The sequence below is a fragment of the Nonomuraea sp. NPDC003707 genome (assembly GCF_053587055.1).
The window spans coordinates 1-25317 of sequence record NZ_JBSFNK010000037.1 but is presented as its reverse complement, the minus strand read 5'-3'; the positions used below and the strand labels follow the sequence as shown (position 1 = coordinate 25317).

The window sequence follows — 25317 nt, the reverse complement described above, 5'->3', positions numbered from 1 at the left end:
GTACCTAGGGTTCGTCTTATGAGCATCGGGAATCCTGCGCTTGCCGACGCGCTCGCTCAGCATGGCACTCCACATCGCCTGCTGAGCGCTCTCGCCGACGGTGGAGTCCTGGTGGCAGTGCGGTCAGACCGCTCGGTCGTCCTCGGGACGACCCAGGCCGGAGACCGGGTGTTGCTCGGTTACACCGGCTCTGTCACCTATGCCAGGCACCGCGGCAGTCATTCCCTATCGGCGTGCGACGCCGACACCATCCTGGACATCCAGCGCGTCACCGGCGTGCGGGAGATCGTCATCGACGCGGCCGGACCAGCCGCCGCGGCCGTGCCCATCGACGACCTCCAGCGCTTCATGTCCTCGTCGCGTTCGGGGCCGATGCCCGTCCTCTCGGGGGCGGTGCCTGCCGCGTACGCGACGGGGGCGATGGCGACCGTGTCACGCGGCGCCGCGCTGGCCCAGGTGGCACCTCCGACTCCGCAGGCGCCGACGCTGCCGTGGGTGCCCGCGCCCCGGCCGCACCTGTCGGGGCCCATGCAGCAGGTGGACCCCGGCTACCGGCGGTGCGCGCATCCGATCCTGCCCGCGCTGCGGCAGGCCATCGGGCTGCTGCTCATGGACTTCCCGCTGGTGCACCACGTCTGGATCTCCGAGGCGCGCACGGCGTCCGGGGCTCCGGGGATCATGCTGCACGTGAAGGTGCACATGTCGGCCGCCGAGGACGTCGTACGCGACCTGCACCGCCTGGTACGCGCCCGGCTGCCGCAGTTCGCGGCCTCCGGTGCGCCGATCCTCATGGCGAGGGTGGCGGACGCGCGCAGCGAGCAACGGATGATCGAGATCGGCGCGCACGTGGTGTGCGCGAACGTCATCGACTGACGCGAGCCATGTGGCGCGGGGCCCGGGTGACCGGGCCCCGCGGCATGGGAAAAAGTGGGCCCTCCCGAACAAGCCCTCGCTCGGGTTCAATGAGTAAATGATCACACCGGCGGTGCGCTCGTCCACGGTCTCCAGGGGCGTGCGCCTGGGCTACGGCGTCGGGTCCTTCTGCACGGCCACGGTCAGCACCGTGCCCGGCCTGCTCCTGCTGTACTACATGACCAATTTCCTGGCCGTGCCCGCCTGGCTGGCCGGGGTCGTGGTGACCGCGCCCAAGGTCTGGGACCTGATCGTCAACCCGCTGATCGGCCGCTGGTCGGACCGGACCCGGTCGCGGCTGGGCCCCCGGCGGCCCTGGCTGCTGGCGGGCGCCTGCACGCTGCCGATCGCGTTCTTCCTGGTGTTCGCGGGGCCGCCGCTGACGGGCGTGCCCGCCGCGCTCTACGTGGGGATGTGCTTCCTCGTGACGGCGACGGCGTACGCGCTGTTCGAGGTGCCGTACAAGGCGATGCCCGGCGAGATGACCCACGACTACCACGAGCGCACCTCGCTGCTGCAGTGGCGCATGATCTTCATCGGCGCGGCCACCGCGGTCAGCGGCGTGCTCGCCCCGGCCATCGTCACGAGCCAGGGCGAGCACGGCACGCTGGACAGCTACCGGCTGATGGCCACGGTGATCGCGGTCATCCTGCTCCTCGCCATGCTGGGCTCCTTCTTCGGCACGGCCCGCGCGCCCATGACCGGCGCGCCGGAGGCGGACCGGGGAGGGTGGCGCGAGCAGTTCGCCGCGATCAAGGGCAACCGGCCGTTCCTGTGGCTGACCATGCTGGCCTGCACGCAGATGCTCGCCGTGAGCATGATGCTGGCCGCCGCGCCGTACTTCGCCGCGTACACGCTCGGCTCGCCGAAGGCCACGCAGACGCTCTTCGCCGCGCTGGTCGGCCCGATCCTGCTGACGATGCCGCTGTGGGTACGCCTGGCCAAGCGCTTCGACAAGCGGGGCGCGATGATCCTGGCGGCGCTCCTGTACGCCGGCGGCACGACGGCCGCCCTGGCCACGCCGGTCCTCGGCATCGTGTGGGCGCACGTGACGATCCTGGTGGTCGGCGTCGGTTACGCGGGGGTGCAGTTGCTGCAGTTCTCGATGCTGGCGGACGTGATCGCGGCGGACGCCGCCGAGACCGGCAAGCGGCGGGCGGGCGTGCTGACCGGGCTGTGGACGGCCATCGAGAGCGGCGTCAGCGCGTTCGGCGCGCTGATCTTCGGGGTGATCCTGTCGATCGGCGGCTTCATCGAGTCCGAGCCGAGCAGGCCGGTCGAGCAGCCGGACAGCGCGGTGACCGCGGTCCTGATCGGGCAGACCGCGGTCCCGGCACTGATCATCTTCCTGTCGGTGCTGATGACGCTGAAGTACCGCCTCACGCCACCCGGCGCGCCGGCACCAGACGCGTCCGCGTGAACGACCCCGCCGTCAGCGCCGCCAGCAGGGGCAGCCCCACCACGACCCCGGCCAGGAAGAGCCAGGGGAGGGCGATCGTCGTGGCTCCCGGGTTGAACAGGTCCATGGTCCCGTAAGCCCTCCGGGTCAGCGGCCAGGTCAGCGCGATGCCGCTGACGGTGCCCGCCGCCAGGCCCACCAGGGCGCCGAGGCCGGAGATGTAGGCGGCCTGGGCCGCCACCACGAGCCTGCGCACCCGCGCCGTCCCGCCGACCGCGGACAGGGTGTCGAGGTCCGGGCGCATGTCGGCGGCGGCCAGCCCGGTGGCCGCGAACGTGCCGCCGAGCACCAGGACCAGCGCGGCCACGAGCAGGATCATCAGGGTGAAGAAGCGGCTCTCGGCGTTGCCCCGCTCCGCGAGGGCGTAGGCCTGATCTCCGACAAGGACCCTGATCTCCGTGGTCAGCCGCTGATCGTCGATGTCTGTGTACGCCGCGTAGAAGGTCCGCTGCGACACCTTGAACCCCGCCTGGGTCAGCACGGACGGCGAGATCAGCACGCCTGTCTGACCGACATCGGCCGGCGCCGCCGCCACGGCGGGAACCCGGAGGGTCGTGACCGGCTTCCCGTCCCAGTCCCCGACCCCGATCCTGATCACGCCGTCGCGCACGGCGCCCGGGCTGAACGCCACGGCCTTGCCCGCCGCCAGTGCCGCCGCCGCCTGCGGATCCCTGCGCTTCTGGAGGAAGGCGAGCACCTCCTCGTCGGCCACCTCCGCGGAGCCGTAGTCATGGTCGCGGGGGTCGCACGGGGACGTACAGTCCTCCGGCAGGGCGACGCTCAGGCTGAGGGGCTCGCCCCGCGCGTCCATCACGTTCAGCCCGTTGGCCAGGCTCACCCCCGGCAGCTTCTGCTGCACGAGCTCCCGCACCCGCGCCCACCCCTGATCGTCCGCCTTCCAGGCACGGATCACCGTGGTGTCCGCGGGGACGATCGAGTTGCGTCTCGCCTCCTGGTCGACATAGTCGCTGTTGACGCCGATGCCCAGCGTGACGGCTCCCATCGTGGCCGCCATGACCGCGGCGGTGGCGGAGGCCGTACGGACGCGGTGGCGGGAGGCGTCGCGCACGGACAGGCGCAGCGGGAGCGGCAGCCGCCCGGCGAGCCGCCCCGTGGCCTGGACCAGCCACGGCATCAGCGCGACCAGCCCGAACACCACCGGCATCGAGGCCAGCACGACCGACAGCAGGCCCCGGTGCAGGGCGACCCCCGTCGCGGCCAGCCCGAGCAGCACCAGCACGGCCCCGAGCACGGGACGACCCGCGCGGCCGGACGTGTCCACGGCGGCACGCCCGGCCAGCACGTGCACGGGGCTCTGCCGGCTCGCCTGGATCGCGGGCACGATCGCCGCGGTCAGCGCGCTCACCACGCCCAGCGCGGCCACGCCGAGCACCTGCGCCCAGGGCACGTCCGCCGGACCGTGCGTCCAGTCCAGCCGGCGGGCCGCGAGCCACTCCCCCACCAGCCCGGCGCCGATGCCCAGGGCGGCGCCCAGCACGGCCGCCACGCCGCCGAGCACCAGGCCGTCGGCCAGCACGATGGTCTTGAGGTGCCGCCCGGAGCCGCCCTGCGCGGCGATCACGGCGAGCTCCCTGCGCCTGCGGCGCAGCCCGACGGCGAAGGCTGGGCCCGCGAGCAGGACGGTCTCGGTCACGATGAGCACGACGCCGACACCCAGCTCGACCAGCCCGTGCAGGTCCTGGGGCCCGGAGTCGCCGGCGCCGGAGCGCTCGATCAGGAACCGGGACTTGACGCCCAGGCCCACCTTGTTGAGCCTCTGCACGTCCGGCCGCTGGACGGGGGCGGCGGTGTCGATGAGCCAGCCGCTGTCGTTGCCGTCGTTCTGGTGCGGGAGCAGCCCCTCCGGCAGGGCGAGCATCTCGCGCAGGCCGGGCCGGTTCGGGTGCTCGGCGACCCCGACCACCCGCACGGTGCGGTCCGGCCGCCACGTCTTGATCGTGTCGCCGATCCGGACGCCGCTGTCGATCAGCGCGGGGGACACGGCGACCTCACCGGGTGCGGCGGCGAACCTGCCCTCGACCAGGCGTCGCATCCCCCTGGTCAAGGGGTCGCGCAGGTCGGCCTCGAACACGTCGACCCGGCTGTAGCCGTCCGCCAGGCGGGCCTGGACGACGTTCGCCTGGTAACGGAGCAGGCGGCCCTGGAGCAGGGTGCCGATCTCGGCGGGCGTCCACGGCTGCTCGGGACGCTCCGATGGGCGCATATTGGTGATCTCCCCGTCCGCGCTCTGCTCGACCGGGGTGCGGAACGGGGTCGTGGCGATGCGGGCGTCGGCCGCCCCCAACGCCGAGTCCAGCTTGTCGCGGGCGGTGATGCTCGTGGTGGCGTCGGCGGTGAGCACCGCCGTGATGACCAGGACGGGCAGGCCGATCATCACCATGATCAGCGCGGTCCGGCCCTTGAAACGCAGGGCGTCCCTGCGGGAGATGCGCAGCGCGGCGCGGAACGCGCTCATCGGGCGCTCTCCAGCCGCACGGCGCTCGACTCCACGATCACGCCGTCACGCAGGTAGACCACCCGGTCGGCCCAGCCCGCGTACCGCGGTTCGTGGGTGACCAGCAGGACCGCCGCGCCGGCGTCGCAACGGGTGCGCAGCAGCTGCAGGATCTCGTCCCCGGTGGCGGTGTCGAGCGCGCCGGTCGGCTCGTCGGCCAGCAGCAGCCGCCGCTCGCCGACCAGCGCCCTGGCGATGGCCACGCGCTGGCGCTGCCCGCCGGACAGCTCCTCGGGGAAACGGCCGGCGACCTCCCCGGCCCCCACCTCGGCGAGCACGGCCAGCGCCTCCTCGCGGGCGGTCCCGGAGCGCACGCCGTCGAGCTCCCTCGGCAGCATCACGTTCTCGGCGGCCGTCAGGGACGGGATCAGGTTCAGGTCCTGGAAGACGTACCCGACGCTGGTGCGCCTGAGCGCGGCCAGGTCCTTCACCCTGGTCAGGTCCTCGCCCTCGATGGTCACGGTCCCCGAGGTGGGCTGGTCGAGACCGCCCGCCACGTTGAGCAAGGTCGACTTGCCCGAGCCCGACGGGCCCATGACCGCGACCAGCTCCCCCGCCGCCACCTCCAGGCTCACGCCCTTCAGGGCCTGCACCTGGCCGTGCTCGCGGGTCACGTCCCGCAAACTCACCACAGTCATCGCTCTTGCTCCTTGGACATCTGCTTGGAAACGGCCTCGCAGTGGTCCAGCCAGCGCTGCTCCGCCTCGGCCTTGAAAATCAGCGAGTCGAGGACCAGCCGCTGTGCGAACCCACCTGCCGCGGCCCGTTTGGCCCGGGTCAGCTCCTGCAGCCCGCGCATGGTGGCCACGCGCTGGGTCTGGATGACCTCGGCCACGTCCAGGCCACCGGCCACGGCCATCGCGATCTTGATGGCCAGCTCGTCCCGAGGCCGGTCGGACTGGGCGACGGGGGTGCTGAACCATCGCTCCAGCTCCTCCCGACCGGCCTCGGTGATCGTGTAGACCGCGCGGCCCTGCTCGTCGGCTCCCCCTGGGGCCACCAGGCCATCGCGCTCAAGCCGGGAGAGCGTCGTATAGACCTGGCCGATGTTCAGCGGCCAGGTCGCCCCTGTGGACGTCTCGAACTCAACCCTGAGCTGATAGCCGTAACGCGGTCCGCTGCTCAGCAACGCGAGCAGTCCGTGTCTTATCGACATGGATACTGAGTATGCATACTGAGTATGCCCATCGCAAGCGATCCGTGTTTTCTGGACAGCGAGCGCCCTTCGGTCCGATACTCGCTACATGAGCTCGACGCAGCCGCCTTTTCGCGCATCAGACGGGGAACGCGACCGCGCGATCGGGGAGCTCAGGGACCAGGCCGTGGAGGGCCGGATCTCCCACGACACGTTCGTAGGCCGGGTTGACCAGGCGCTGCGCGCGCAAAACCGGCACGAGCTCGACAAGCTGGTCGCGGACCTGCCGCGCAAGCCGACGATCAGGCAGCGGCTGACCGACGCCGTCGCGTCGGTCTCCGAGTTCACCACCCGGGTGCAGTCCGCGTGGCGGCGGCCCCGGCTGCCCAAGCTGGCGCTGCCCGACGACGACCGGCTGCGTTACGTGGTGGGGCGCGGGTCGGCGTGCGACCTCGTCCTGTCGGACTTAACCGTCTCCCGGGTCCACGCCGAGCTGCGCCGCGAGGACGACGGCGAGTGGATGCTGGTGGACCTCGGCTCGCTCAACGGCACCCGGCTCAACGGGTGGCGGCTGGTGGGGCCGGCGCGGGTGCGGTCGGGTGACGAGATCTCGTTCGGCGACTGCGGTTTCATGGTGAGCTCGGGCCAGCCGTCCTTCTGACGCGTCCGCCCAGAGTCGCCCGACAAATACGGATATTTGCGGATTACAGCTGGCTTGCGGTGATCCACGCTGGCATGGCGATTCCCCATTCATTTGGAGACCCCCCATGCGGCGCACCTCAGCATCCCTCGTCGCGGGCACGCTCGTCGCGGCCCTCGCGTGGGCGTCCAGCCCTTCCTCCCCAGCCGTCGCCCTGGAGCCCTCCGCCGGCGTGGCGGACCTCAACCAGGACATCAACAAGATCCTCAGCGACTCCCGGCTCACGATCGCCAGAGCGGGCGTGGTCGTCAAGAGCGCCGCCACCGGCGAGGAGCTGTACGCCACGGACGCGGGCAAGCTCCTGACCCCCGCCTCCAACACCAAGCTGTTCACCTCCGCCGCGGCCGCCGAGACCCTCGGGCTCGACTACCGCTTCTCCACCACCGTGCTCTCCTCGGGCCGCAAGGCCGGGTCGCTGCTGGCCGGGGACCTGGTGCTGCGCGGGACCGGCGACCCGACCATGCTGGCCGACGACTACGACGCGCTGGCCGCCAAGGTCGCCGCCGCGGGCGTCAAGGTCGTGACGGGCAAGCTGGTGACCGACGACACCTGGTTCGACTCGCAGCGGCTCGGCAACGACTGGTCGTGGGACGACGAGACCGCCTACTACGCGGCGCCCATCTCCGCGCTGACCGCCTCGCCCGACAGGGACTACGACGCCGGGTCGGTGATCGTCTCCGTTGCCGCTGACGGCGACCAGGTCAAGGTGTCCACCACCCCGGAGACCGGCTACCTGAAGATCGTCAACAAGGCCACGGTGGGCTCGGAAACCGACGTGCTCATCGAGCGGCAGCACAACAGCCGCACCGTCGTGATCACCGGCACGGTGAAGGACCCGTACCAGGAGTGGGTGGCCGTGGACGACCCCACGGCGTACGTCGCGTCACTGTTCCGCGCGTCGCTGACCAAGCACGGCGTCAAGGTGCTCGGGCCGACCGTCACGGGCGCGGCCCCGGCCGAGGCCAAGGAGCTGGCCGGGCACCAGTCGATGACGCTGGGCGAGCTGCTGGTCCCGTTCCTGAAGCTGAGCAACAACATCCACGCCGAGATCCTCACCAAGGCCATGGGCCGCAAGGTCGCGAACCAGGGCACGTGGTCGGCCGGGCTCAAGGTCAGCACCGACTTCGCCAAGGCGAACGGGGTGCAGGTGATCAACATGCGGGACGGCTCCGGCCTGTCGCGTCGCGACGGCTTCTCGCCGGGCTCGATCGTGCAACTGCTGACGGCGGCGCGGAGCAAGCCCTGGTTCACCACCTGGTACGAGTCCCTGCCCATCGCGGGCAACGCCGAGCGCTTCGTGGGCGGCACCCTGCGCAGCCGGATGCGGAACACGCCGGCCGCGAACAACGTCCACGCCAAGACGGGCTCGCTGACCGGGGTGACCTCGCTGTCCGGGTACGTCACAAGCGCCGAGGGCGAGCCGCTGATCTTCTCGATCATGCTGAACCAGTACCTGTCCGGCTCCCCCAAGGACATCGAGGACAAGATCGCCATCCGGCTCGCCCAGTTCACGCGTGCCACCGCGACCGCCGACGCCACGCAGCTCCGCGCCACGGAGCAGGGCGAGGCGGGGGACCTCGAATGCTCCTGGCTGAAGCCCGTGCAGTGCTAGCCATCGCCTGAAATCGCCCGAAACCGCGCGGCCCTCTGACGCTCAGGGGGCCGCTGTGGTTTACCGGGATCGAGGCGGGTGGATCACGATTCGGCCACTTGGAGCTCCAAGTTAGGTCTGAAATTTCCGTACATCGTCGACTCGGGAGCGCCAGAATGCGGGTTCGACGCAATGTCGAGCCCTGAACCGGAGGAAAGAATGCGCGGACAGCTCCAGGCACTCGTCTGCCTCGGGAGTCTGGCGGCGTTGAGTTTCCCCGCGACCGCCGCGCAGGCGGTCACCCAGGCCGCCTCGGCGCAGGCGTGCCGCGTGGTCGCGGCCAAGCCGGTCGCGACCAGGGGCGTGGTCCAGGGCACCGCAACCAGGACGGGCTGCACCGACCAGGCCCGGCTCAGGGTACGCATCCAGGTCGTCGCGCCGGGCCCCGACCGGGTCCTCAAGAGCGGCTCGAAGAAGGTCGGCACCGGACGGATCACCGCAGGCGTGCGGTGCTCCCCCACCCCGCGCAGCTACTACGTGGTCGCGGTCGACTCGAAGGGGCGCGGCAGCCGGTCGCGCCCGGTGAGGCTGTCGTGCGCGTCGGGCGGCGGCTTCGCGTCCTCGATCGAGACGGAGGTCGTCAAGATCACGAACAGGGCCAGGGCGAAGAAGGGCTGCCGCCCCCTCATCCACGACCCCAGGCTGCACCTTGCCGCCGAACGCCATTCGGCCGACATGGGGGAGAACAACTACTTCTCGCACGACTCACGCGACGGCCGCACGTTCGACCGGCGCATCAAGGCCGCCGGTTTCTCCTTCAGCTCAGCCGCCGAGAACATCGCCATGGGCCAGCCCACCGCGGCCTCCGTGATGAGCGGCTGGCTCAAGAGCTCAGGAAACCGGGCCAACATCCTCAACTGCTCCTTCACCCACATCGGTGTCGGGCACAACGCCAAGGGACCAACCTGGACCCAGGTCCTCGCCACCCACTGAGCCACGGGAGCGTCGGGCCTCCACCGGCCACACCCGCCGGTATCCCACCGCACGCCCACGCGCTCCCTTCCGAGCGGGTCCGGCCGCGTCTCCCCCGCACACAGGACCGCGGCCGGGCCCGCAAACTCCCCGCTTACGAGCGGTCGGAGAAGCGGGCCAGGACCAGCGACTCGACCACGCCGACGACCGCGTACGCCAGGATCGACACGGCGGTGACCACCACGATGTCCGCCCACACCTCGTCGTAGCGGAAGCCGCCGATCGCCCGCAGGATCTCGGCGCCGATCCCCCGCCCGGTGGCCAGCCACTCCGCGATGAGCGCCCCGATGATCGAGGCGGGCACGGAGATCCGGGCCGAGGCGAAGACGGAGGGCATCGCGGTCGGCACGGCCACCTTGCGCAGGACGGTCAGGCGCGTCCCGCCGTACGCCATGATCAGGTCGGTGGCCTGCGGCGAGGCGGAGCGCAGCCCGAAGGCGATGTTCACCAGCGCGGGGAAGAAGACCACGATGCCGCCGATCACGGCCACGCCCAGCAGGTCGCGGCCGAAGATCAGGGTGATCAGCGGCGTCATCACCACGAGCGGCACCGACCGCAGCAGCATCGCGACCGGCATGAACGTCTGCTCGACGGTCCTGAACAGCACGAACGCGACCGCCACGACCATGGCGGCGATCATCCCGGTGGCGAACCCGATGGCCGCGTCCCTGATCGTGATGCCCAGCGCGCCGAACACGGCCTCGCGGTGGGCGGCCGACGAGGTCAGGTACTCCCAGACCTGCGGCGGGCGCTTGCCGACGAGCGGGCTGATCCCGAACGCCTCCAGAGCCACCCACCACGCGGCCACGACGATGACCACGGAAGGAACCAGCGGCCCGACGATCCTCAGCACGGTGCGGCCGATCACTGTGACTCGCCTCTCGACCAGGGGGTGACCACGCGGGCGAGGAGGGCGACGATCGCGTACCCGAGCCCGGCGATCAGCCCGGACACGAGCGCGAGCCCCCACGTGCGCGGCACCTGGAACTGCTGCTGGGAGATCATCAGGGAGACGCCCAGCCCGGAGTCGTTGCTGCCGAGGTACTCGCCGATGATCGCGCCGAGCAGCGCGGAGGGTGCGGAGATCTTCAGGCCCGCGAACGTGCTGGGCAGGGCGGAGATGATCTGCACGTAGCGGAGCCTGGCCAGCCGGCCGCCACCGTACACGGTGACGACGTCCAGGCTGGCCCGGTCGGCCGAGCGCAGCCCGAGCAGGGCGCCGATGAGCGTGGTGAAGAAGACGGAGATGGCGGCGAGGAAGACCACGGTGGCGTCGCCGCCGAAGACCACCAGCACGATGGGGCCGATGGCGAGCAGCGGGATGCAGTAGCTGATGACGGCGAGCTGGGTGGCGACGGCCTCCAGCCGGGGCACGAGCAGCACCAGCAGCGCCACGCCGATGGCCAGCCCGTTGCCCCACAGGAAACCCTGGACCGCCGCGCCGAGCGTGGCCGAGACGTTCGGACCGTAGAAGGCCCAGCCGTCGGCGCCCATGGCGGCCAGCACCGCCCACGGGGTGGGCACCGCGCCACGGCCGGCGAACACGGTGACGGCGAGCAGCCACCACAGCGCGACGAGCGCGACGACGCCGAGCAGCCCTTGGACGCGCCTCATGCGCCGTGCCCGAACAGTAGGTCGCTGAGGTGGTCGTGGATCGCGTGGAACTCGGGCGTACGCATCATCTCGGGGGTGCGGGGCCGGGGCAGCCCGATCTCCACCATCTCGATGACCCGCCCCGGACGCGGGCTCATGACGGCGACCACGTCTGAGAGGAAGATGGCCTCACCGATGCCGTGGGTGACCATGAGCGTCGTGGCGGGCTTCTCGGTCCAGATGCGCAGCAGCTCCAGGTTGAGCCGCTGCCTGGTCATGTCGTCCAGCGCGCCGAACGGCTCGTCGAGCAGCAGCACGCTGGGCTTGACCACCAGCGCGCGGGCGATGGACACGCGCTGCCGCATGCCGCCGGACAGCTCGGCGGGCCGGGCCTTCTCGAACCCCTCCAGCCCGACCAGCTTGATCAGGTCCTCGATCACGCCGGGCTCCGGCTTGAGCCCGGCGACCTCCAGCGGCAGCCGGATGTTGGCCGCGACGCTGCGCCAGGGCAGCAGCGCGGAGTCCTGGAAGGCGATGCCGAGGTGGTGGCTCCTGCGCAGCTCCTCGGGCGTCTCGCCGTTCACCCGGATCTCGCCCGACGTGGGCTCCTCCAGCCCGGCGAGGATGCGCAGCACCGTGGACTTGCCGCAGCCGGAGGGACCGAGCAGCGACAGGAACGAGCCCTTCGGCGTCTGGATGTCGACGCCCTGCAGCGCGGTCACTCCCTTGCCGAAGGACTTGCTCAGCCCCGCGATGCTGATCCCCGTCATGACAGCTTCAGGCTCGGGTCGGCCTTGTAGATCTCGTCCAGGATCGTCAGGTCGAACAGCTGCTCGGCCTTGATGGTCAGGCCGGCCTTGGCGAGCGAGGCGATGTTCTGCTCGATCAGCTCCGGCGTCATCGTGAACAGGCCGTTGGCCTTGACGTCGGGGGTGACCACGAGCTCGTTCTGCATCTTGGCCTCCTCGGTCTGCTCCTTGACGTCGAGGTTCTGGTCCTTGCCGTAGACGGTGGCGGCCAACTCGGCGGACTTGGCCGGATCGGCGACGGCGTCCCTCCAGCCCTTGATCTCGGCGGTCAGGAACGCCTTGAGCTTGTCGCGCTCCTTGTCGATCGTCTCCTGCGTCACCGTGAACGTCTCGGCGACCAGCGGCAGGCCGGCGTCGGCGAACAGCAGGTAGGCGGGGTCGTGGCCCTGCATCCGCAGCCGTACGGGACCGCTGGTGACGTAGCCGACGTAACCGTCGAGCTGCCCGGAGGTGAGCATCGAGGGGTCCGACTGGAACGGCACGCGGGTCACGCTCGACGGGTCGAGGTTGTTGGCCTTGAGCAGCGCGTTCCAGACCAGCTCGTTGGAGTCCTGGACGCCGATCTTCTTGCCGACGAGGTCCTTGGCGTCCTTGATCGGGTTCTTGTTGAGCGAGACGATCGCGAACGGGTTCTTCTGGAAGGTCGCGCCGACGATCTTCAGCTGCGCGCCCTGCAGGACGGCCGGGGCGGTGATCGTGGGCGCGGACAGGCCCGCCCAGCAGCGGCCCGTGGCCAGGCCCGACTCGACCGAGGTGCCGGAGCCGCCGCCCGACAGGAGCTCGACCTGCGAGAACCCGGCGGCCTTGAAGTAACCCTTGGTGTCCGCGAAGTACTCGCCGGCGAACTCGACGTTCTTCTTCCAGGAGAGCTGGAGCTTGACCGAGCCCAGCCCGCTCGCTTCTCCGCCGCCGCCGGCGGCCGTGGTCTCGCCGCAGGCGGCCAGGCCGAGCGCCAGACCGGCCAGACCTGTTGTCCGCAGGAACGCGCGGCGATCGAGGGAAATAGCCATAATTCATCCTTGAGCGGCGGGTGAACGTGCAGGTCAGGACGGTATCCATTGATTATTACCATCGTGTGACGGTGGTTTTGGACGCCCGGGCACCGGAAGCCGTCACGCAGGGAGAATGCGGGAAAACCGCTGGCGAGCCCTGTAGGTCCCTACGAGAGCGCCATCCGAGGACCGTAGATCCCTCCAGCCACCCGGCGGCTCCGGTAGCGTCGAGCCTGAAATGAGACTCGACGGAATCCCCCTTTGGGACGGTACCGAATATCGCGGCCCAGTCGATCTGAGCTGGGAGCCGGACCGGATCATCAGCGTGCAGCCGGACGCCGTGCCCGGCCACGACGGTCTGTGCGTGCTCCCCGGCCTGGTGGACACGCACGTGCACCTGGTCGGCTACGCGGGCCCCGGCGACCCGCCGGACTTCGCGACCTGGCCGCTGGTGACCACCCGGGACGAGCAGGTGCTGCACGGCGCCGCCCACGCCCAGCGGGCCATGCGGCACGGCGTGACGACCCTGCGCGACCTGGCGGGCGACGAGGCTCAGATCGCGCTGCGCCGGGTGTTCGACGCCGGGGTGCTGCCCGGGCCGCGCGTCCAGGTGCACGGCGTGGTGGGGATGACGGCCGGGCACAACGACCTGTTCGTGCCGCCTGCGTTCCCCGTGCGCAAGCCCACGGCGGACGGCCCCGACGAGTGCCGCAAGCTCGTACGCGCCTGGGCCCGCGCCGGCATGGACGGAATCAAGCTCACGACCAGCGGCGGCGTGCTGTCGATCGGCGACAAGAACGCCTGGCGCAACTACACCCGCGACGAGATCAGGGCGGTCGTGGACGAGGCGCACGCGCTCGGCATGCTGGTGGCCTCGCACGCCCACTCCGAGGACGGCATCCGCGTGGCCGTCGAGGAGGGTGTCGACTCGATCGAGCACGGCACGCTCATGAGCAAGGACCTGGCCGAGACGCTGGCCGTCCGGGGCACGCCGGTCGCACCGACGCTGCTGATCAACGAGGCCATCGCCGAGGGCCGCGTCCCCGTCACGCCCGAGGCCAGCGCCAAGGCCGCCGAGCTGATCGCCCGGCGCGACGTGCTGCTGGCCCAGGCCGCCGCGCTGGGCGTGCGGTTCGTGCTCGGCACCGACGCGAACGGCCACCACGTGCAGTTCGGCGACCAGTTCGCCGAGGTCGTCCACATGACGCGGGTGCTCGGCATGGACGCCGAGTCCGCGCTCCGGGCGGCCACCTCCGACGCGGCCGACTCGATCGGCATGCCCGTGGGGCGGATCGCGCCGGGGCTGGGCGCCGACTTCGTCGTGCTGCGCGGGCGTCCGTGGGAGCGCATCGAGGACCTGGCCACGGAGAACATCGTGGCCGTGGTCTCACGGGGCCGTGTCGTCGCGGGCCGCCTGCCCGTCTCTCCCTGACCGCAGCGCCAGGTAGAGGTCGGTACGGTCGCGCATCGACGACATGCGCCGCCCGGTCAGCTCCTCGATCCGCTGCATGCGGTAGCGCAACGTGTTGACGTGCACGTACAGCTCGTCGGCGGTGCGCTGCCAGGAACCGCACGTCTCCAGGAAGATGTCGAGCGTGCGCAGCAGCTCGGAGCCGTGCCGCGCGTCGTACTCCTCCACCGGCCCCAGCAGGTGATCGCGGAAGGACCGGCGCACGCTGGCCGGCAGCGCGGCCATCAGCAGGTCGAAGCTGTCGATGTCGGCCACCGACATGATCGACACCGGCCCCGGGCCGCCCCGCGCGGACTCCATGCCCCGTCTGGCCGTCTCCAGCGCCTCGCCGAGCTGCGACACGCTGGCCGCCATCTCGCTGATCCCGGCGGCGATGCTCAGCCCGGGGCGCTCGGCCACCAGGCCGCGCAGCTCGTCGGCCAGGCTCTTGCGCGACGCCCGGCCGTTGACCAGCACGATCGCCTCCTGCGAGGTGCCGCCGACGATCAGGTGCCGGCCCCTCCTGGCCAGGCCCTCGTGCAGGACCTCGGGCAGGTCGTAATCATCATTCACCGGTCCCGTCCGCGTGACCGCCATGGCGGCGGTCGGCAGGCCCGGGTCGGCGCCGAGCAGCCGCAGGTGCGCGGAGACCTCGCCCGGCGGGATGTGGCCCAGCACGTCGAGCAGCGTCTGCGCCCTCACCCGTTCGGCCCTGCGCTGCTCGGCCGCGAACCCCTCGGCCGTCACGACCTGCGTGATCACGCCGAACGACTGGTCGGGAGCGGCCAGGAGCAGCGGCAGCCGGCGCCGTTCGCATGCCTTGACCAGCTCCTCGGGCAGCTCTCCCAGCACGATCAGCCCCACGACCAGGCCGGCGGCGTCGGTGGCCCACAGCGCGTCGGCGAACCGCTCGCAGTCGGCCGGCTCGCCGTACCAGACGCCGCTGGTGAGCACGAGGTCGCCGGACTGCAGGTAGCGTCGGGGGTCGGGCAGGTCCGTCGGGTACGCGCGCCGGATCTCGCGGTCGACCTCCTCGTGACCCGTCACAAGCGTCAGCCGCAGGTCGTCGCGCGCGAGCAGGTCCGACAGCCTCATGAAATCTGATGTTATGCCAGCTCAAAACCCAAGAGTTCAGAGGTTCGCACGATACTCCGACCTCGCGGTGTCGGGTTTACTCGTGGTCATGCGTCCCAAAGCAGAGCTCCATCTGCACATCGAAGGCACCCTCGAGCCAGAGCTCGTCGTCGAGCTGGCCCGGCGTAACCGGATCGACCTGCCGACCTTCGACGTGGACGCCATCCGCTCCCGCTACTCCTTCACCGACCTGCAGTCCTTCCTGGACCTCTACTACGAGCACATGGCGGTCCTGCGCACCGAGGAGGACTTCTACGACCTCGCCGCCGCGTACCTGCGACGGGCCAAGGAGCAGGGCGTGCGGCACGCGGAGATCTTCTTCGACCCGCAGGCGCACCTGAGCCGGGGCGTGCCGCTGGAGGTGGTGTTCGGCGGGCTGTCGGCGGCCCTGAAGGACGGCGACGTGTCGGCCGCGCTGATCCTGTGTTTCCTGCGTGACCGGGGGGCGGACGAGGCCGAGCAGGTGCTGCGGGCGGCGCTGCCGTACCGGGAGTCGTTCATCGGGGTGGGGCTGGACTCGGCGGAGGTGGGCTACCCGCCGTCGCTGTTCAGGCGGGTCTTCGAGATCGCGGCCGCCGAAGGGCTGCACCGGGTGGCGCACGCGGGCGAGGAGGGCGGGCCCGACTACGTGTGGGAGGCGCTGGACATCCTGCGCGTCGAGCGGGTGGACCACGGGATCAGGGCCATGGAGGACCCACAGCTCGTGGCCAGGCTCAGGGATGAGCGGATCCCGCTGACGGTGTGCCCGCTGTCGAACGTACGGCTGCGCGCCGTGCCGTCCCTGCGTGATCACATCCTGCCCGCGATGCTGGACGAAGGGCTCGTCGTGACCGTCAACTCGGACGACCCCGCGTACTTCGGCGGTTACGTCGAGGACAACTACGCGGCGCTCCAGCGGGAGCTGGGGATGACGGACGAGCAGCTCGACCGGATCGCCCGCAACTCCTTCGACGCTTCGTTCGCGTACGAAGGGTGAGACTACGGGGACCTGCCCCTCGGCATCGGCCGCCGAGGAGCAGGTCCCGTAGCGGCATCGCTGTTCTGGCGAGGTGTTCGCAACCACCGCCTCCGAGTGGCCCTGCGTAGGGTGACGGACGCGGATTCGAAGTGCGGGCCGACCACCTGCGCCAGGCCTCTCTCTCACAGACGAGACTGGGCGAGACCGTGAGGCCCGACCCTGCGGGCGGGCCCCGTGGTCACGTTTCTCAACCGCCGAAGAGACTACTTAGGCGAGCGTGCACTTCCGGTTGTCGTTCTCGTCGTGACGGCTGAGGATGTCGAGGATGTCGCCGGTCTTGACGCTCAGCAGGCTGTTCTCGTTCGAGTTGATGTCGCCGCCGGCGATGTAGTTGTCGTCACCACAGACGAACAGGATCTTCCTGTTGTCGTCGTGGTCCTTCGGGAAACCGGTGGTGGCCGCGAACGCGGAGCCGCCGAACACGGCCATCCCGGCGACGAGGCCGGCCAGAACGAGTCCATGTCTGTACATGTCGATTCCTCTCTGATGCATTTCAACTACTCTCCGTAGCTGTCGGAGGGAGATGTCCCCGACGCTCGACTGCGACAAACGCCCACAATTTTCACTTTTGACCCTGCGGGCGCTTCTCTCACAGACGAGTGGTTGAGCAAGACCAAGGGGCCCGGCCTGACAGGCGGGCCCCGTGGTTACGTTTCTCAACCGCTGAGGAGACTGCTTAAGCGAGCGTGCACTTCCGGTTGTCGTCCTCGCTGTGGGCGCTGAGGATGCCGAGGATGTCGCCGGTCTCGATGTTCAGCAGCTTGTTCTCGTTCTTGTTGATGTCGCCACCGGCGATGTAGTTGTCGTCGCCACAGACGAACAGGATCTTCCTGTTGTCGTCGTGGTCCTTCGGAAAGCCGGTGGTGGCCGCGAACGCGGAGCCGCCGAACACAGCCATCCCGGCGACGAGGCCGGCCAGAACGAGCCCATGTCTGTACATATCGATTCCTCTCTGGTACATGTCCACTACTCTCCGTAGCTGCCGAGAGTGAATGTCCCCGGCCCCCAACTTCGACAAACACCCACAATTTCGCTCTTGACCTGGCGAAATGGCGCGCATGGCCGAACCGATATGTAGATCGTCGATCTTGACGTGGCAGTGCTTCCCCGTGGTGACTCCTGTACCTTTTCCCACCTCGCCACAGACCTTGGCGCGGGCGCATTCGGGGCCTCAGACTGGTACATACGGGCGGTGATCATGACCATGCGTAACGACCCGCCCCTTCCGACCGCCCCGAACTCGACGTGATGCGTGCCCCGGTGCTGGTCGGGCTGGTGTTCTTCCACGCGTCGCCGGTGTTCGGCTCCCAGGACGACTTCCACGGATCACGTTCGTTGGCGCGGCTGGGACGCGGACGCCTACGGCACGGTGAGGATGACCGGGCCGTCCGCGGTGATGGCGACCGTGTGCTCGACGTGCACGCTCCTGCTGCCGTCTCCCGAGCACACCGACCAGCCGTCATCGGACATGTAGTACTCGTCGTCGCCCCCGGCCATCAGGCTCGGCTCGATCGCGATCACCAGGCCGGGCCGCAGTCGCATCCCGCGTCCCGCGCGGGCCTCGTTGGGCACGAACGGCGACTCGTGCATGGCCCGCCCGATGCCGTGGCCGCCGAAGTCGTTCTGCATGCCGTATCCCGCGCCGCGCCCGACCGTGGACATGGCGTGGCCGATGTCTCCCATCCGGCCGCCGGGCACGGCCGCCTCGATGCCGGCGGCTAGCGTCTCCTCGGCGACCCTGATGAGCTTGAGGTCCTCCGCGCGCTGCTCGCCGACCGCGAAGCTGACCGTGCCGTCGGCGTGCCACCCGTCCACGAACGCGCCGCAGTCGACGCTGATCAGGTCGCCGTCACGCAGCCGGTACGGGCTCGGCAGGCCGTGCAGCATGACCCCGTTCACGGACGTGCAGATCACCCCCGGGTACGGGGTCGCGCCGAACGACGGGTGGTAGCCGAGGAACGACGCTCCCGCCTTCGCGTCCTCGATGACCGTCCGGGCCACCTCGTCGAGCGCCTTCAGCGAGACGCCGACGGCGGCCCGCTCGCGCACCGCGGCGTGGACGGCGGCGACGACCCGCCCCGCCTCCCGCATCGCGGCGATCTCTCCGGCACTCTTCAGCTCGATCACGGCCCCTCCTCGCATGCGTTACCAATAACTATACCGGTATTACTATCACGCTACGAGGGCCTGTCGCACCGCTCTAGTCGAGCCCCTTTCTGCCGGGCGTCCAGAAGGGCTTCGTACGGACGTCCCTGCGCTGCCAGCCGCGCTCGTTGACCAGATGGGCACGGATGGCCTGGATCGTGCGCGCCTCCCCGGCCAGGTAGGCCACGCCGGGCTCGTCCGGCAGGTCAAGCTCCCTGACGGCGTTGACCAGGACCTCCGACCTGGCCGCCGGCTTGCCGCCCCGGCACACCTTGACCAGCTCCTTGGGCAGCTCCAGATGGTCACCCGGCCCCTCAGCCTCCACCGCGCCGTATGCCGCGACGCCCTCCGGGAGCGCCCGCAACATCGCGCCGAACGCCACCGAGGCCGTCTCCTCGCCCGCGAACAGGTGGTAGCGGGCTTCCTGCGTGACGAAACTGCCGTCCGGCCTGGTGAAGGAGATCTCCATGCCGGGCTCGGCGGTCCTGATCCAGGAGGCGCCCGGCGAGTCGCCGCCGTGGTCGTAGCCGATCAGGTCGATGGCCTCCCAGGTCGGGTCGTGCCGCCAGATCGAGTAAGTGCGCAGGACGCCGCCCAGCAGGCCGCCGCCGTCGCCGATGAAGAGGCGTACGTGCTGGCCGGGCGTCCATTCCAGGCCGGCGAGCGCCTCTCCCCCGATCCTGACCCGCCGCATGCGGGCGGTCACCTCCTCGACCTCGACCACCTCGCCGGTGAGGAACATCCGGTCGAGTAACCGCCGTGCGACGCTCCGCCTCATGGCGCCTCCTTCCATGGCCGTCTCCTGGTGTCCAGCTCCTCGATCCTGCGGCGGGCCTCCACGAAGACCTCCTGAATGCGCTCGACCACGGCCGGGTCGCCGTGCGCGTGGGCCAGCGCCTTCACGGCGGCTTTGACCAGGCGCAACGCCGGCCCGACGATCTCGGCGGCCTCGGGCTCGCGGAACATCCCCCACTCGCCCCTGCTGGCCGCCCGCCCCCACAGCCGCTCGATCACGTCGGCCTGCTCCTCGGCCGCCCGCCTGCCGTCCTCGGTGACGTGGTAGACCTTGCGGCCGTCCGTCTGCTCGACGCGTACGAGTCCTTCGTCCTCGAGCAGCTGGAGGGTGGGGTAGATGGAGCCGGCGCTGGGCTCGTAGGTGCCGTTGAAGCGGTCGGCGAGGCGGCCCATGACCTCGTAACCGTGGCCGGGCCGCTCGACGATCAGGGCCAGGATGGCCAGGCGAAGCTCGCCAGGACCGAAGAAGCGCCCGGTGGGGCCCCGCTCGGGGCCGCGACGTGCGTGCATCATGGCTCGGATGCTATATCGAACGATATAGCTAAGCAACGGTCGATCGAGCCCATCGCGGCTCGGCCACCCGGTAAAGCCGCAGGACAGGGCTCTTCTTGGGAGGTTGTGGTGGCGGTTGGCGATGCCACTGTCGGGGGTATGGAGGCTAACGGTGCTGTTGTGGAAGGTGTGGAGTCGTTTGTTGCCGGAGGGCGTGTGCGCACCGTACGCCCCTCTTCCGTCCACGCTCGCTATGACGGACGCCTGAAAACAAGGCTATGGCCTGTCCTATGCCCGGCTCCTCGGCGAACATGGCAAAACCACAGAACGTGTCTCCGCTTCGTCACAGGAGCGCGGCCGTCGTGGCGCCGTACTCATCCAAGGTCCCGGACACGCGGGGCGAGCCATCCAACACAGGGGGAATTGATGAGTACACGGGGGAACGGCAAGCGGCCGCGGATCAGCGCTCTGCGCGCACACGGCGTGCGGGCGCTGGCCGTGGGAGGGACGCTGGCCGCCTCGCTGCTGGCCGTCGCCGGGCCGGCGCACGCCACGACCGACGTGAGCGTGTCCGGTTCGGAACTGTACGTCTACGGGGGCGACGCGTCCGACAACATCGACCTGTCCCTGTCCGGCCGCTGGGTGATCGTTTCGAACGCCGGCGACAGGATCGAAGCGTCCGCGCCGTGCAGGCGGGAGAGCGCCAACCGGGTGGCCTGCCCGGCCGACGAGATCGAGTCGATCGTGGCGGTCACCGGGCCAGGCGACGACACGCTGCGGAACCGTACGCGCCTGCCGATGCGGGCGAACCTGGCGCCGGGGCGGGACAACCTCATCTCGGGGAACGGGGCCGCCACCATCGGCGGCTCCGGCAACGTGATCGAGATGTAGTCGGGCGACGACCTGCTTTCCGGCAACGGGGGCATCGACCTGGCCGGCGTGGGCGATGGCATGGACAGGTACGACGCCGGGGCCGGGAAGTTCGGCGAGAACTGATTGACGGGTGAGTGCCCCGCCGCTTCAGGAGAGGCGGCGGGGCGCTGCCCGGAACCTACGGATCTCCGCCCCCAACCCCCGCAGCGACTCGACCGGATGCTCGATCTCCGTCCACGGAGGCGTGAGATCCGTGTCCGTGTAGCGCGGGACCACGTGAATGTGGAAATGGAAGACGCTCTGCCAGGCGGTCTCACCGCTCGCGTGCCACAGATTGACCCCCTTCGCCCCCAGCGCGCCCGTGAGCCGGCGCCCCACCTCCACGGTGGCCCGCATGACGTGGGCCGCCTCGTCGAGCGGGATGTCCGTCAGATCCCGGTGATGCGCTCTCGGCACGACGAGCGGCTCGCAGCCCGCCCGGAACCCGCTCAACCGATTATCCGGCGTCCTGCTCGAACAGGCGGTGGAGGAGCGCCCCCTGGCCGGATTGCAGCACGTGGCCGTGCTCCAGCGGGATCCAGAAGCACTCGAACCGCGTGGGCGGCTCGTTCCCGTCATGGTCCTCGCTGCTCGCCCACCGATCCGGGGTCTCTTCGTGCAGAGCCAGCTGGAAGATGTGGCGGCGCTGGAGCTCGGCGCGGTAGGGGGTTATGTCATACTCCGCCACGCCGAGTTTCCGCACGACGGTGAAACCGTGGAGCCCGGTCTCCTCCCGCGCCTCCCTGAGCGCCGCGTCCCGAGGGTCCTCCCCTTCCCTGATGCCCCCCGCGGGCACCTGCACGCCCACTTCCTCGGGGCTGTAGTCGACGTGGCGGAACACGAGCAGCTTGTCATTGCGGACGATGTAACAGAGGGCCGTGTCGCGGATCGTTCTGTCAGGCATAGGCGATGATCGCATAGCGCTCGTCGTGCACGGGACCGCCCCAAAGGTCGGTGTCGTCGCTGAGCGGCTCGACGCGCAGGTCGGTCACGCAGCGCCGCCTCGGGGTCGGGCAGGGTCCACACCAGGTGCCCGGCCGCGGCCGGCAGCATGGACAGGGACCCGGTGTCGCAGCCGACGTCGAGGACGTCGGCGGGGTGGGCCGGGTCAATCCCGCCGTCATGCCATGGTGATGACGACCTTGCCCCGGGCGTGGCCGCGCTCGATGTAGCCGATCGCCTCGGGAACCTCGCTCAGCGGGTGCGTCCGGTCGATGACCGGCCTGATCTTCCCCGCTTCGAGCAGGTCGCGCAGGGCCACGAGATCGTCCGTGTTCTCGTCGGCCACGTATCCGGCGAGCAGGCTCTGCCGTACGAACAGGGACGACACCATCACGTGGATGATGCGGGTCATGACCCCCACCCAGCGCCCGCCCTTGTCGCCGCTGTTGTGCAGATAGATCCCCTGAGGGGCGAGCACGCGCCTGCAGTCCGCCAGGGAGCGGTTGGCCACGTTGTCGAGGATGACGTCGTAGCGCTCGCCGCTGCGCGTGAAGTCCTCCTTGGTGTAGTCGACGACGTGATCGGCCCCGATCGAGCGTACGATCTCCACGTTCCCGGGCCCGCACACGCCGGTCACCTCCGCGCCCAGGGCCTTGGCGATCTGCACCGCGAACGGCCCCACCCCGCCCCCCGCGCCATTGACCAGCACCTTCTGCCCGGCCCTGACCTGCGCCTTGTCACGGAGAGCCTGTAACGCGGTGACGGCCGCCACCGGGACGGCCGCCGCCTCCTCGAACGTCAGCCCGGCGGGCTTCCGCACCACGAACCCCTCCGCCGGAACGGCCACGTACTCGGCGAACGCGCCACGGCAGAAGCCGTACACCTCGTCGCCGGGCCGCAGCGCGGTGACGCTCTTGCCGGCCGCCACGACCTCCCCGGCCAGGTCGCCGCCCAGCAGGTGGGCCTTGGGGCGGATCAGCCCGGCCTGCGCCCTGAAGATGTAGGGCAGGCCGCGCAGGAGGTGCCAGTCCCCCGCGTTGACGGAGGCCGCCCGGACGCGGATCAGCACGTCATCGTCGCCGATCTCGGGTTTGTCGACGTCCAGGAGCTTGATGACGTCGGGCGAGCCGTAGGAGTGGTAGCGGACGGCCTTCATGGCGATGCTCCCTGGTCAGAGTCTTTGGTCACGTGTAAGATTCTTCTTACACGTGAAAGACGGTAACACCCACCAATCTCCATCGACAATGCTCACCAATCGGTAGCAATTGCTAACCTATGGACATGGAGCCCTGGCCGCAGAAAGATCAGATAGCCGCGGCGCTACGCCAGATCAGCGCCGGATTCGCGGCGCTGGCGGATGCGATCTCGGCCGATCCGGCTCAACCCCCAGCAGACAGCCGGCATCGAGCGCTCATCGCCGAATGGGGGCGCGATGGCCTGACCAGGGCTGAAGCCAGCGCGTTGTTCCGCAAGCACGGCTTCTCCCCCCAGGCCGCCGGCGGCTGGGCCCGCGGCGACTGGCTGGAGGTCCGCGAGGACGGTCGCCGCTATCTCACCGAACGTTCGCTGCACTGGCTGGCCGAACAAGGAGCCCCCGATGACGCACAGCCCCGTGACTGAGCCCTTCAGCGTCCGCCTCGAGGTCCGCATCTACGAGATCGACCCGCAACTCCACCTCAACGGCGGCTTCTACATCCAGTACGCCGACCACGCCCGCTTCGCCTGCGTCCGGGCCGCCGGGGTGTCGGTCGAGGAACTGCTCGACAGCGGCCTCGGCCCCGTCAACCTCGAGACCGTCATCAAATACCACCGCGAGCTGCGCGGCGGTGACGAGGTGGACGTCACCTGCGACTGGGAGTGGAGCGGCGGGAAGACCTACCGGGTGCACCATCTCCTGCGGCGCGTGGACGGCACCGTGGCGGCCGAGGTGAGCCACGTGAGCGGCCTGCTCGACCTGAAGACCCGCCGGCTGGTGCCCGATCCCGACCGCGAGTGGCACACAAGAGCCGCCAAACCCGAACTCCTCGGCCTCACCCGCAAATTCGGCCCCTGAAGAAATCTTCGAGCAGAATGAACAAAACCCTGGACTCCCGGTTCGGGGGCGGGTGAAAATCCGATCGTCCATCCGAAGATCGTGGAGACGCCGGGCAGCTCTTGTTCCGCGCGTAACCCCTGCTCAACACGGGCGAGGACGTATGCGGGTAGTGCATGGGCTGCTCACGGCGGCGCTGATCTTAACCATCTCTCCGGCGGTCGCCGCCCAGGCCGACGAGGTGCCGGAACCACCGAAGGCCGTCCAGGAGCGGCCCAAGGCCGAGGAATCCGCGGTCGCGGCCGCTCGGAGCGCCGGCCGGCCGGTGGAGATCGAATCAATGCGTACGGAGACCCGCCAGGTCTTCGCCAAACCGGACGGCACGCTCTCGATGGAGCTGAACGTCCGCCCGGTACGCGTCCGGCAGGCGGGCGGCTGGGTCCCCGTCGACACCACGCTCCGCCTCAACCCCGACGGCTCGGTCAGCCCGGCCGCGACGGCGATCGGGCTGAGGTTCTCCGGCGGCGGCAACGCCCCGCTGGCCAAGCTGTCGCGCGGCGCCAAGTCCCTGGAGCTCGGCTGGCAGGGCACGCTCCCCAAGCCCACGCTGAACGGCGACACCGCCACCTACCCCGAGGTCATACCGGGCGTGGACCTCCAGGTCACCGCTGACGTGGACGGCTTCTCCCACATCCTGGTGGTCAAATCGCGGGCCGCCGCGGAGAGCATGACGGAGCTGACGTTCCCGCTGTCGGCCTCCGGCCTGTCGGTCGAGTCGGACAAGGCGGGCAACATCGAGGCCGTCGACAAGAACGAGGGCACGATCTTCACCGCGCCCACCCCGAAGATGTGGGACTCCAAGGGCATCACGAGCCCGCAGGCGCTCAAGGAGGGCCGCTCCCCGGAGGCGCGCGAGGCGACGATGGGCGTGGAACTGGCGGGCAAGCAACTGCGGCTCAAGCCCGACAGAACGATGATGACGGACCCGAACACCAAGTTCCCCGTCTATCTCGACCCGTACTTCTCGGCCGCCCGCAACGCCTGGACGGCGGTCTGGAGCAACTGGCCCAACTCCAACTACCTCAACTCCAGCGACGTCGCCCGCGTGGGCCACGTCGAGTCGCAGAAGAACCGCACGTTCTTCCAGATGAACACCGGCGCGACCATCCACGGCAAGCAGATCATCAAGGCCACGCTGCGCACGTACGAGACGTGGTCGTACTCCTGCAGCGCCCGCAAGGTCGAGGCCTGGGCCACCAACACCATCAGCAAGGCCACGACCTGGAACAAGCAGCCCTCGTGGGTCAGGCTGCTCTCCACGGTGAACGTGGCCAAGGGCTGGGGCTCGTCCTGCCTGCCCGGCGGCGTCGAGTTCGACGTCACCTCGCAGGTCGTGGACGCCGCCGCCAAGAAGTGGCCCAACGTCACGATCGGTCTGCGGGCCACCAGCGAGACCGACGTGTACGCCTGGAAGAAGTTCAAGAACAACCCGAGCCTGGTCATCGAGTACAACTCGATCCCGTCCGACCCGGTGGCCGCCGACGCCTGGTCGGACCCGGGCGGTCCCTGCGTCTCCGGTGACGGGCGGCCGGTCATCAGCACGGCCACTCCCAAGCTGTGGGCCAAGCTCAAGGACACCGACAACTCGGTCAAGGGCCG

Annotated in this window: 27 protein-coding genes; 11 read left to right on the top strand and 16 right to left on the bottom strand. The window is 69.9% G+C overall.

Going from position 1 to position 25317, the window contains the following annotated elements:
• Positions 1-111 precede the first annotated feature (111 nt).
• Together ACWDRB_RS54080 and ACWDRB_RS54075 are read left to right on the top strand one after the other, a co-directional pair.
• Positions 112-873, top strand: a complete 762-nt coding sequence (locus tag ACWDRB_RS54080; protein ID WP_357743582.1) for a hypothetical protein — start codon at positions 112-114, stop codon at positions 871-873.
• A 97-nt stretch (positions 874-970) separates the two neighbouring features.
• Positions 971-2332 (top strand): MFS transporter, encoded by a 1362-nt coding sequence (locus tag ACWDRB_RS54075; protein WP_449908348.1) that lies wholly within the window; start codon positions 971-973, stop codon positions 2330-2332.
• On the opposite strand, the gene ACWDRB_RS54070 is transcribed toward ACWDRB_RS54075, so the two are convergent.
• From ACWDRB_RS54070 to ACWDRB_RS54060, 3 genes are read right to left on the bottom strand one after another with little or no spacing between them, the layout of a single operon-like run.
• Positions 2292-4847: an FtsX-like permease family protein gene (locus tag ACWDRB_RS54070; RefSeq protein WP_449908347.1), complete on the bottom strand. Its 2556-nt coding sequence runs from the start codon at positions 4845-4847 to the stop codon at positions 2292-2294. The two genes, ACWDRB_RS54075 and ACWDRB_RS54070, sit on opposite strands and share 41 nt — an antisense overlap.
• Complete coding sequence (locus tag ACWDRB_RS54065) at positions 4844-5524, bottom strand: ABC transporter ATP-binding protein (protein ID WP_449908345.1); 681 nt, start codon at positions 5522-5524, stop codon at positions 4844-4846. Before ACWDRB_RS54065 ends, ACWDRB_RS54070 begins: the two co-directional genes overlap by 4 nt.
• On the bottom strand, positions 5521-6042 hold the full coding sequence (locus ACWDRB_RS54060) for a PadR family transcriptional regulator (protein WP_355208797.1): 522 nt from the start codon (positions 6040-6042) through the stop codon (positions 5521-5523). Before ACWDRB_RS54060 ends, ACWDRB_RS54065 begins: the two co-directional genes overlap by 4 nt.
• A gap of 88 nt (positions 6043-6130) precedes the next feature.
• Between ACWDRB_RS54060 and ACWDRB_RS54055 the strand changes: the two genes are divergently transcribed.
• From ACWDRB_RS54055 to ACWDRB_RS54045, 3 genes are all read left to right on the top strand, one after another.
• Entirely contained in the window at positions 6131-6682 is a 552-nt protein-coding gene (locus tag ACWDRB_RS54055; protein WP_350729636.1) for a DUF1707 and FHA domain-containing protein, read from the top strand.
• Between the two features lie 106 nt (positions 6683-6788).
• Complete coding sequence (gene dacB / locus ACWDRB_RS54050) at positions 6789-8333, top strand: D-alanyl-D-alanine carboxypeptidase/D-alanyl-D-alanine endopeptidase (protein WP_449908343.1); 1545 nt, start codon at positions 6789-6791, stop codon at positions 8331-8333.
• A gap of 198 nt (positions 8334-8531) precedes the next feature.
• Complete coding sequence (locus ACWDRB_RS54045) at positions 8532-9305, top strand: CAP domain-containing protein (protein ID WP_449908341.1); 774 nt, start codon at positions 8532-8534, stop codon at positions 9303-9305.
• A gap of 133 nt (positions 9306-9438) precedes the next feature.
• Here the strand turns inward: ACWDRB_RS54045 and ACWDRB_RS54040 are convergent, their stop codons facing one another.
• Genes ACWDRB_RS54040 through ACWDRB_RS54025 form a run of 4 tightly spaced genes read right to left on the bottom strand, consistent with a single transcriptional unit; the run spans position 9439 to position 12756 of the window.
• Positions 9439-10212: an ABC transporter permease gene (locus tag ACWDRB_RS54040; protein WP_355208791.1), complete on the bottom strand. Its 774-nt coding sequence runs from the start codon at positions 10210-10212 to the stop codon at positions 9439-9441.
• A complete protein-coding gene (locus tag ACWDRB_RS54035) occupies positions 10209-10958 on the bottom strand; it encodes an ABC transporter permease (RefSeq protein WP_449908338.1) in 750 nt (249 codons plus the stop codon). The genes ACWDRB_RS54040 and ACWDRB_RS54035 overlap by 4 nt, the downstream gene beginning before the upstream one ends.
• Positions 10955-11707, bottom strand: coding sequence for an ABC transporter ATP-binding protein (locus ACWDRB_RS54030; RefSeq protein ID WP_350729627.1), 753 nt, complete (start codon positions 11705-11707; stop codon positions 10955-10957). The genes ACWDRB_RS54035 and ACWDRB_RS54030 overlap by 4 nt, the downstream gene beginning before the upstream one ends.
• Positions 11704-12756, bottom strand: coding sequence for an ABC transporter substrate-binding protein (locus tag ACWDRB_RS54025; RefSeq protein ID WP_357743600.1), 1053 nt, complete (start codon positions 12754-12756; stop codon positions 11704-11706). Before ACWDRB_RS54025 ends, ACWDRB_RS54030 begins: the two co-directional genes overlap by 4 nt.
• A gap of 220 nt (positions 12757-12976) precedes the next feature.
• On the opposite strand from ACWDRB_RS54025, the gene ACWDRB_RS54020 reads away from it, so the two are divergent.
• Positions 12977-14170: a metal-dependent hydrolase family protein gene (locus tag ACWDRB_RS54020; RefSeq protein WP_449908336.1), complete on the top strand. Its 1194-nt coding sequence runs from the start codon at positions 12977-12979 to the stop codon at positions 14168-14170.
• Here ACWDRB_RS54020 and ACWDRB_RS54015 read toward each other — a convergent pair.
• Positions 14126-15283, bottom strand: coding sequence for a PucR family transcriptional regulator (locus ACWDRB_RS54015; RefSeq protein WP_449908334.1), 1158 nt, complete (start codon positions 15281-15283; stop codon positions 14126-14128). The two genes, ACWDRB_RS54020 and ACWDRB_RS54015, sit on opposite strands and share 45 nt — an antisense overlap.
• A gap of 88 nt (positions 15284-15371) precedes the next feature.
• On the opposite strand from ACWDRB_RS54015, the gene ACWDRB_RS54010 reads away from it, so the two are divergent.
• The gene (locus ACWDRB_RS54010; protein WP_357743606.1) at positions 15372-16298 is read left to right on the top strand and encodes an adenosine deaminase; all 927 of its coding nucleotides are present in this window, start codon (positions 15372-15374) and stop codon (positions 16296-16298) included.
• A gap of 249 nt (positions 16299-16547) precedes the next feature.
• On the opposite strand, the gene ACWDRB_RS54005 is transcribed toward ACWDRB_RS54010, so the two are convergent.
• The 5 genes from ACWDRB_RS54005 to ACWDRB_RS53985 form a co-directional block, all read right to left on the bottom strand.
• Complete coding sequence (locus tag ACWDRB_RS54005; RefSeq protein ID WP_350729619.1) at positions 16548-16811, bottom strand: hypothetical protein; 264 nt, start codon at positions 16809-16811, stop codon at positions 16548-16550.
• Between the two features lie 205 nt (positions 16812-17016).
• Positions 17017-17280 carry a hypothetical protein gene (locus ACWDRB_RS54000; protein ID WP_192787646.1) on the bottom strand — a complete coding sequence of 88 codons (264 nt, stop codon included), beginning with the start codon at positions 17278-17280 and terminating at the stop codon, positions 17017-17019.
• Positions 17281-17699: 419 nt separating this feature from the next.
• A complete protein-coding gene (map, locus tag ACWDRB_RS53995; protein WP_449908331.1) occupies positions 17700-18467 on the bottom strand; it encodes a type I methionyl aminopeptidase in 768 nt (255 codons plus the stop codon).
• Between the two features lie 73 nt (positions 18468-18540).
• Positions 18541-19263: a siderophore-interacting protein gene (locus tag ACWDRB_RS53990; protein WP_449908330.1), complete on the bottom strand. Its 723-nt coding sequence runs from the start codon at positions 19261-19263 to the stop codon at positions 18541-18543.
• Positions 19260-19793 (bottom strand): PadR family transcriptional regulator, encoded by a 534-nt coding sequence (locus ACWDRB_RS53985; protein ID WP_363976163.1) that lies wholly within the window; start codon positions 19791-19793, stop codon positions 19260-19262. Before ACWDRB_RS53985 ends, ACWDRB_RS53990 begins: the two co-directional genes overlap by 4 nt.
• A gap of 405 nt (positions 19794-20198) precedes the next feature.
• Between ACWDRB_RS53985 and ACWDRB_RS53980 the strand changes: the two genes are divergently transcribed.
• Entirely contained in the window at positions 20199-20663 is a 465-nt protein-coding gene (locus tag ACWDRB_RS53980) for a hypothetical protein (protein WP_350729612.1), read from the top strand.
• 129 nt (positions 20664-20792) lie between these two features.
• Here the strand turns inward: ACWDRB_RS53980 and ACWDRB_RS53975 are convergent, their stop codons facing one another.
• From ACWDRB_RS53975 to ACWDRB_RS53965, 3 genes are all read right to left on the bottom strand, one after another.
• The gene (locus ACWDRB_RS53975) at positions 20793-21137 is read right to left on the bottom strand and encodes an HIT family protein (protein WP_449908328.1); all 345 of its coding nucleotides are present in this window, start codon (positions 21135-21137) and stop codon (positions 20793-20795) included.
• A gap of 4 nt (positions 21138-21141) precedes the next feature.
• The gene (locus tag ACWDRB_RS53970; RefSeq protein ID WP_449908326.1) at positions 21142-21588 is read right to left on the bottom strand and encodes an NUDIX hydrolase; all 447 of its coding nucleotides are present in this window, start codon (positions 21586-21588) and stop codon (positions 21142-21144) included.
• A gap of 216 nt (positions 21589-21804) precedes the next feature.
• Positions 21805-22782, bottom strand: a complete 978-nt coding sequence (locus ACWDRB_RS53965; protein ID WP_449908324.1) for an NAD(P)-dependent alcohol dehydrogenase — start codon at positions 22780-22782, stop codon at positions 21805-21807.
• A 125-nt stretch (positions 22783-22907) separates the two neighbouring features.
• On the opposite strand from ACWDRB_RS53965, the gene ACWDRB_RS53960 reads away from it, so the two are divergent.
• The 3 genes from ACWDRB_RS53960 to ACWDRB_RS53950 form a co-directional block, all read left to right on the top strand.
• The gene (locus ACWDRB_RS53960; RefSeq protein WP_350729606.1) at positions 22908-23246 is read left to right on the top strand and encodes a hypothetical protein; all 339 of its coding nucleotides are present in this window, start codon (positions 22908-22910) and stop codon (positions 23244-23246) included.
• Positions 23224-23679, top strand: a complete 456-nt coding sequence (locus ACWDRB_RS53955) for an acyl-CoA thioesterase (protein WP_355208758.1) — start codon at positions 23224-23226, stop codon at positions 23677-23679. Before ACWDRB_RS53960 ends, ACWDRB_RS53955 begins: the two co-directional genes overlap by 23 nt.
• A 142-nt stretch (positions 23680-23821) precedes the next feature.
• Positions 23822-25317 (top strand): DNRLRE domain-containing protein (locus tag ACWDRB_RS53950; RefSeq protein WP_449908321.1); only part of this gene is annotated, 1496 nt, incomplete at its 3' end.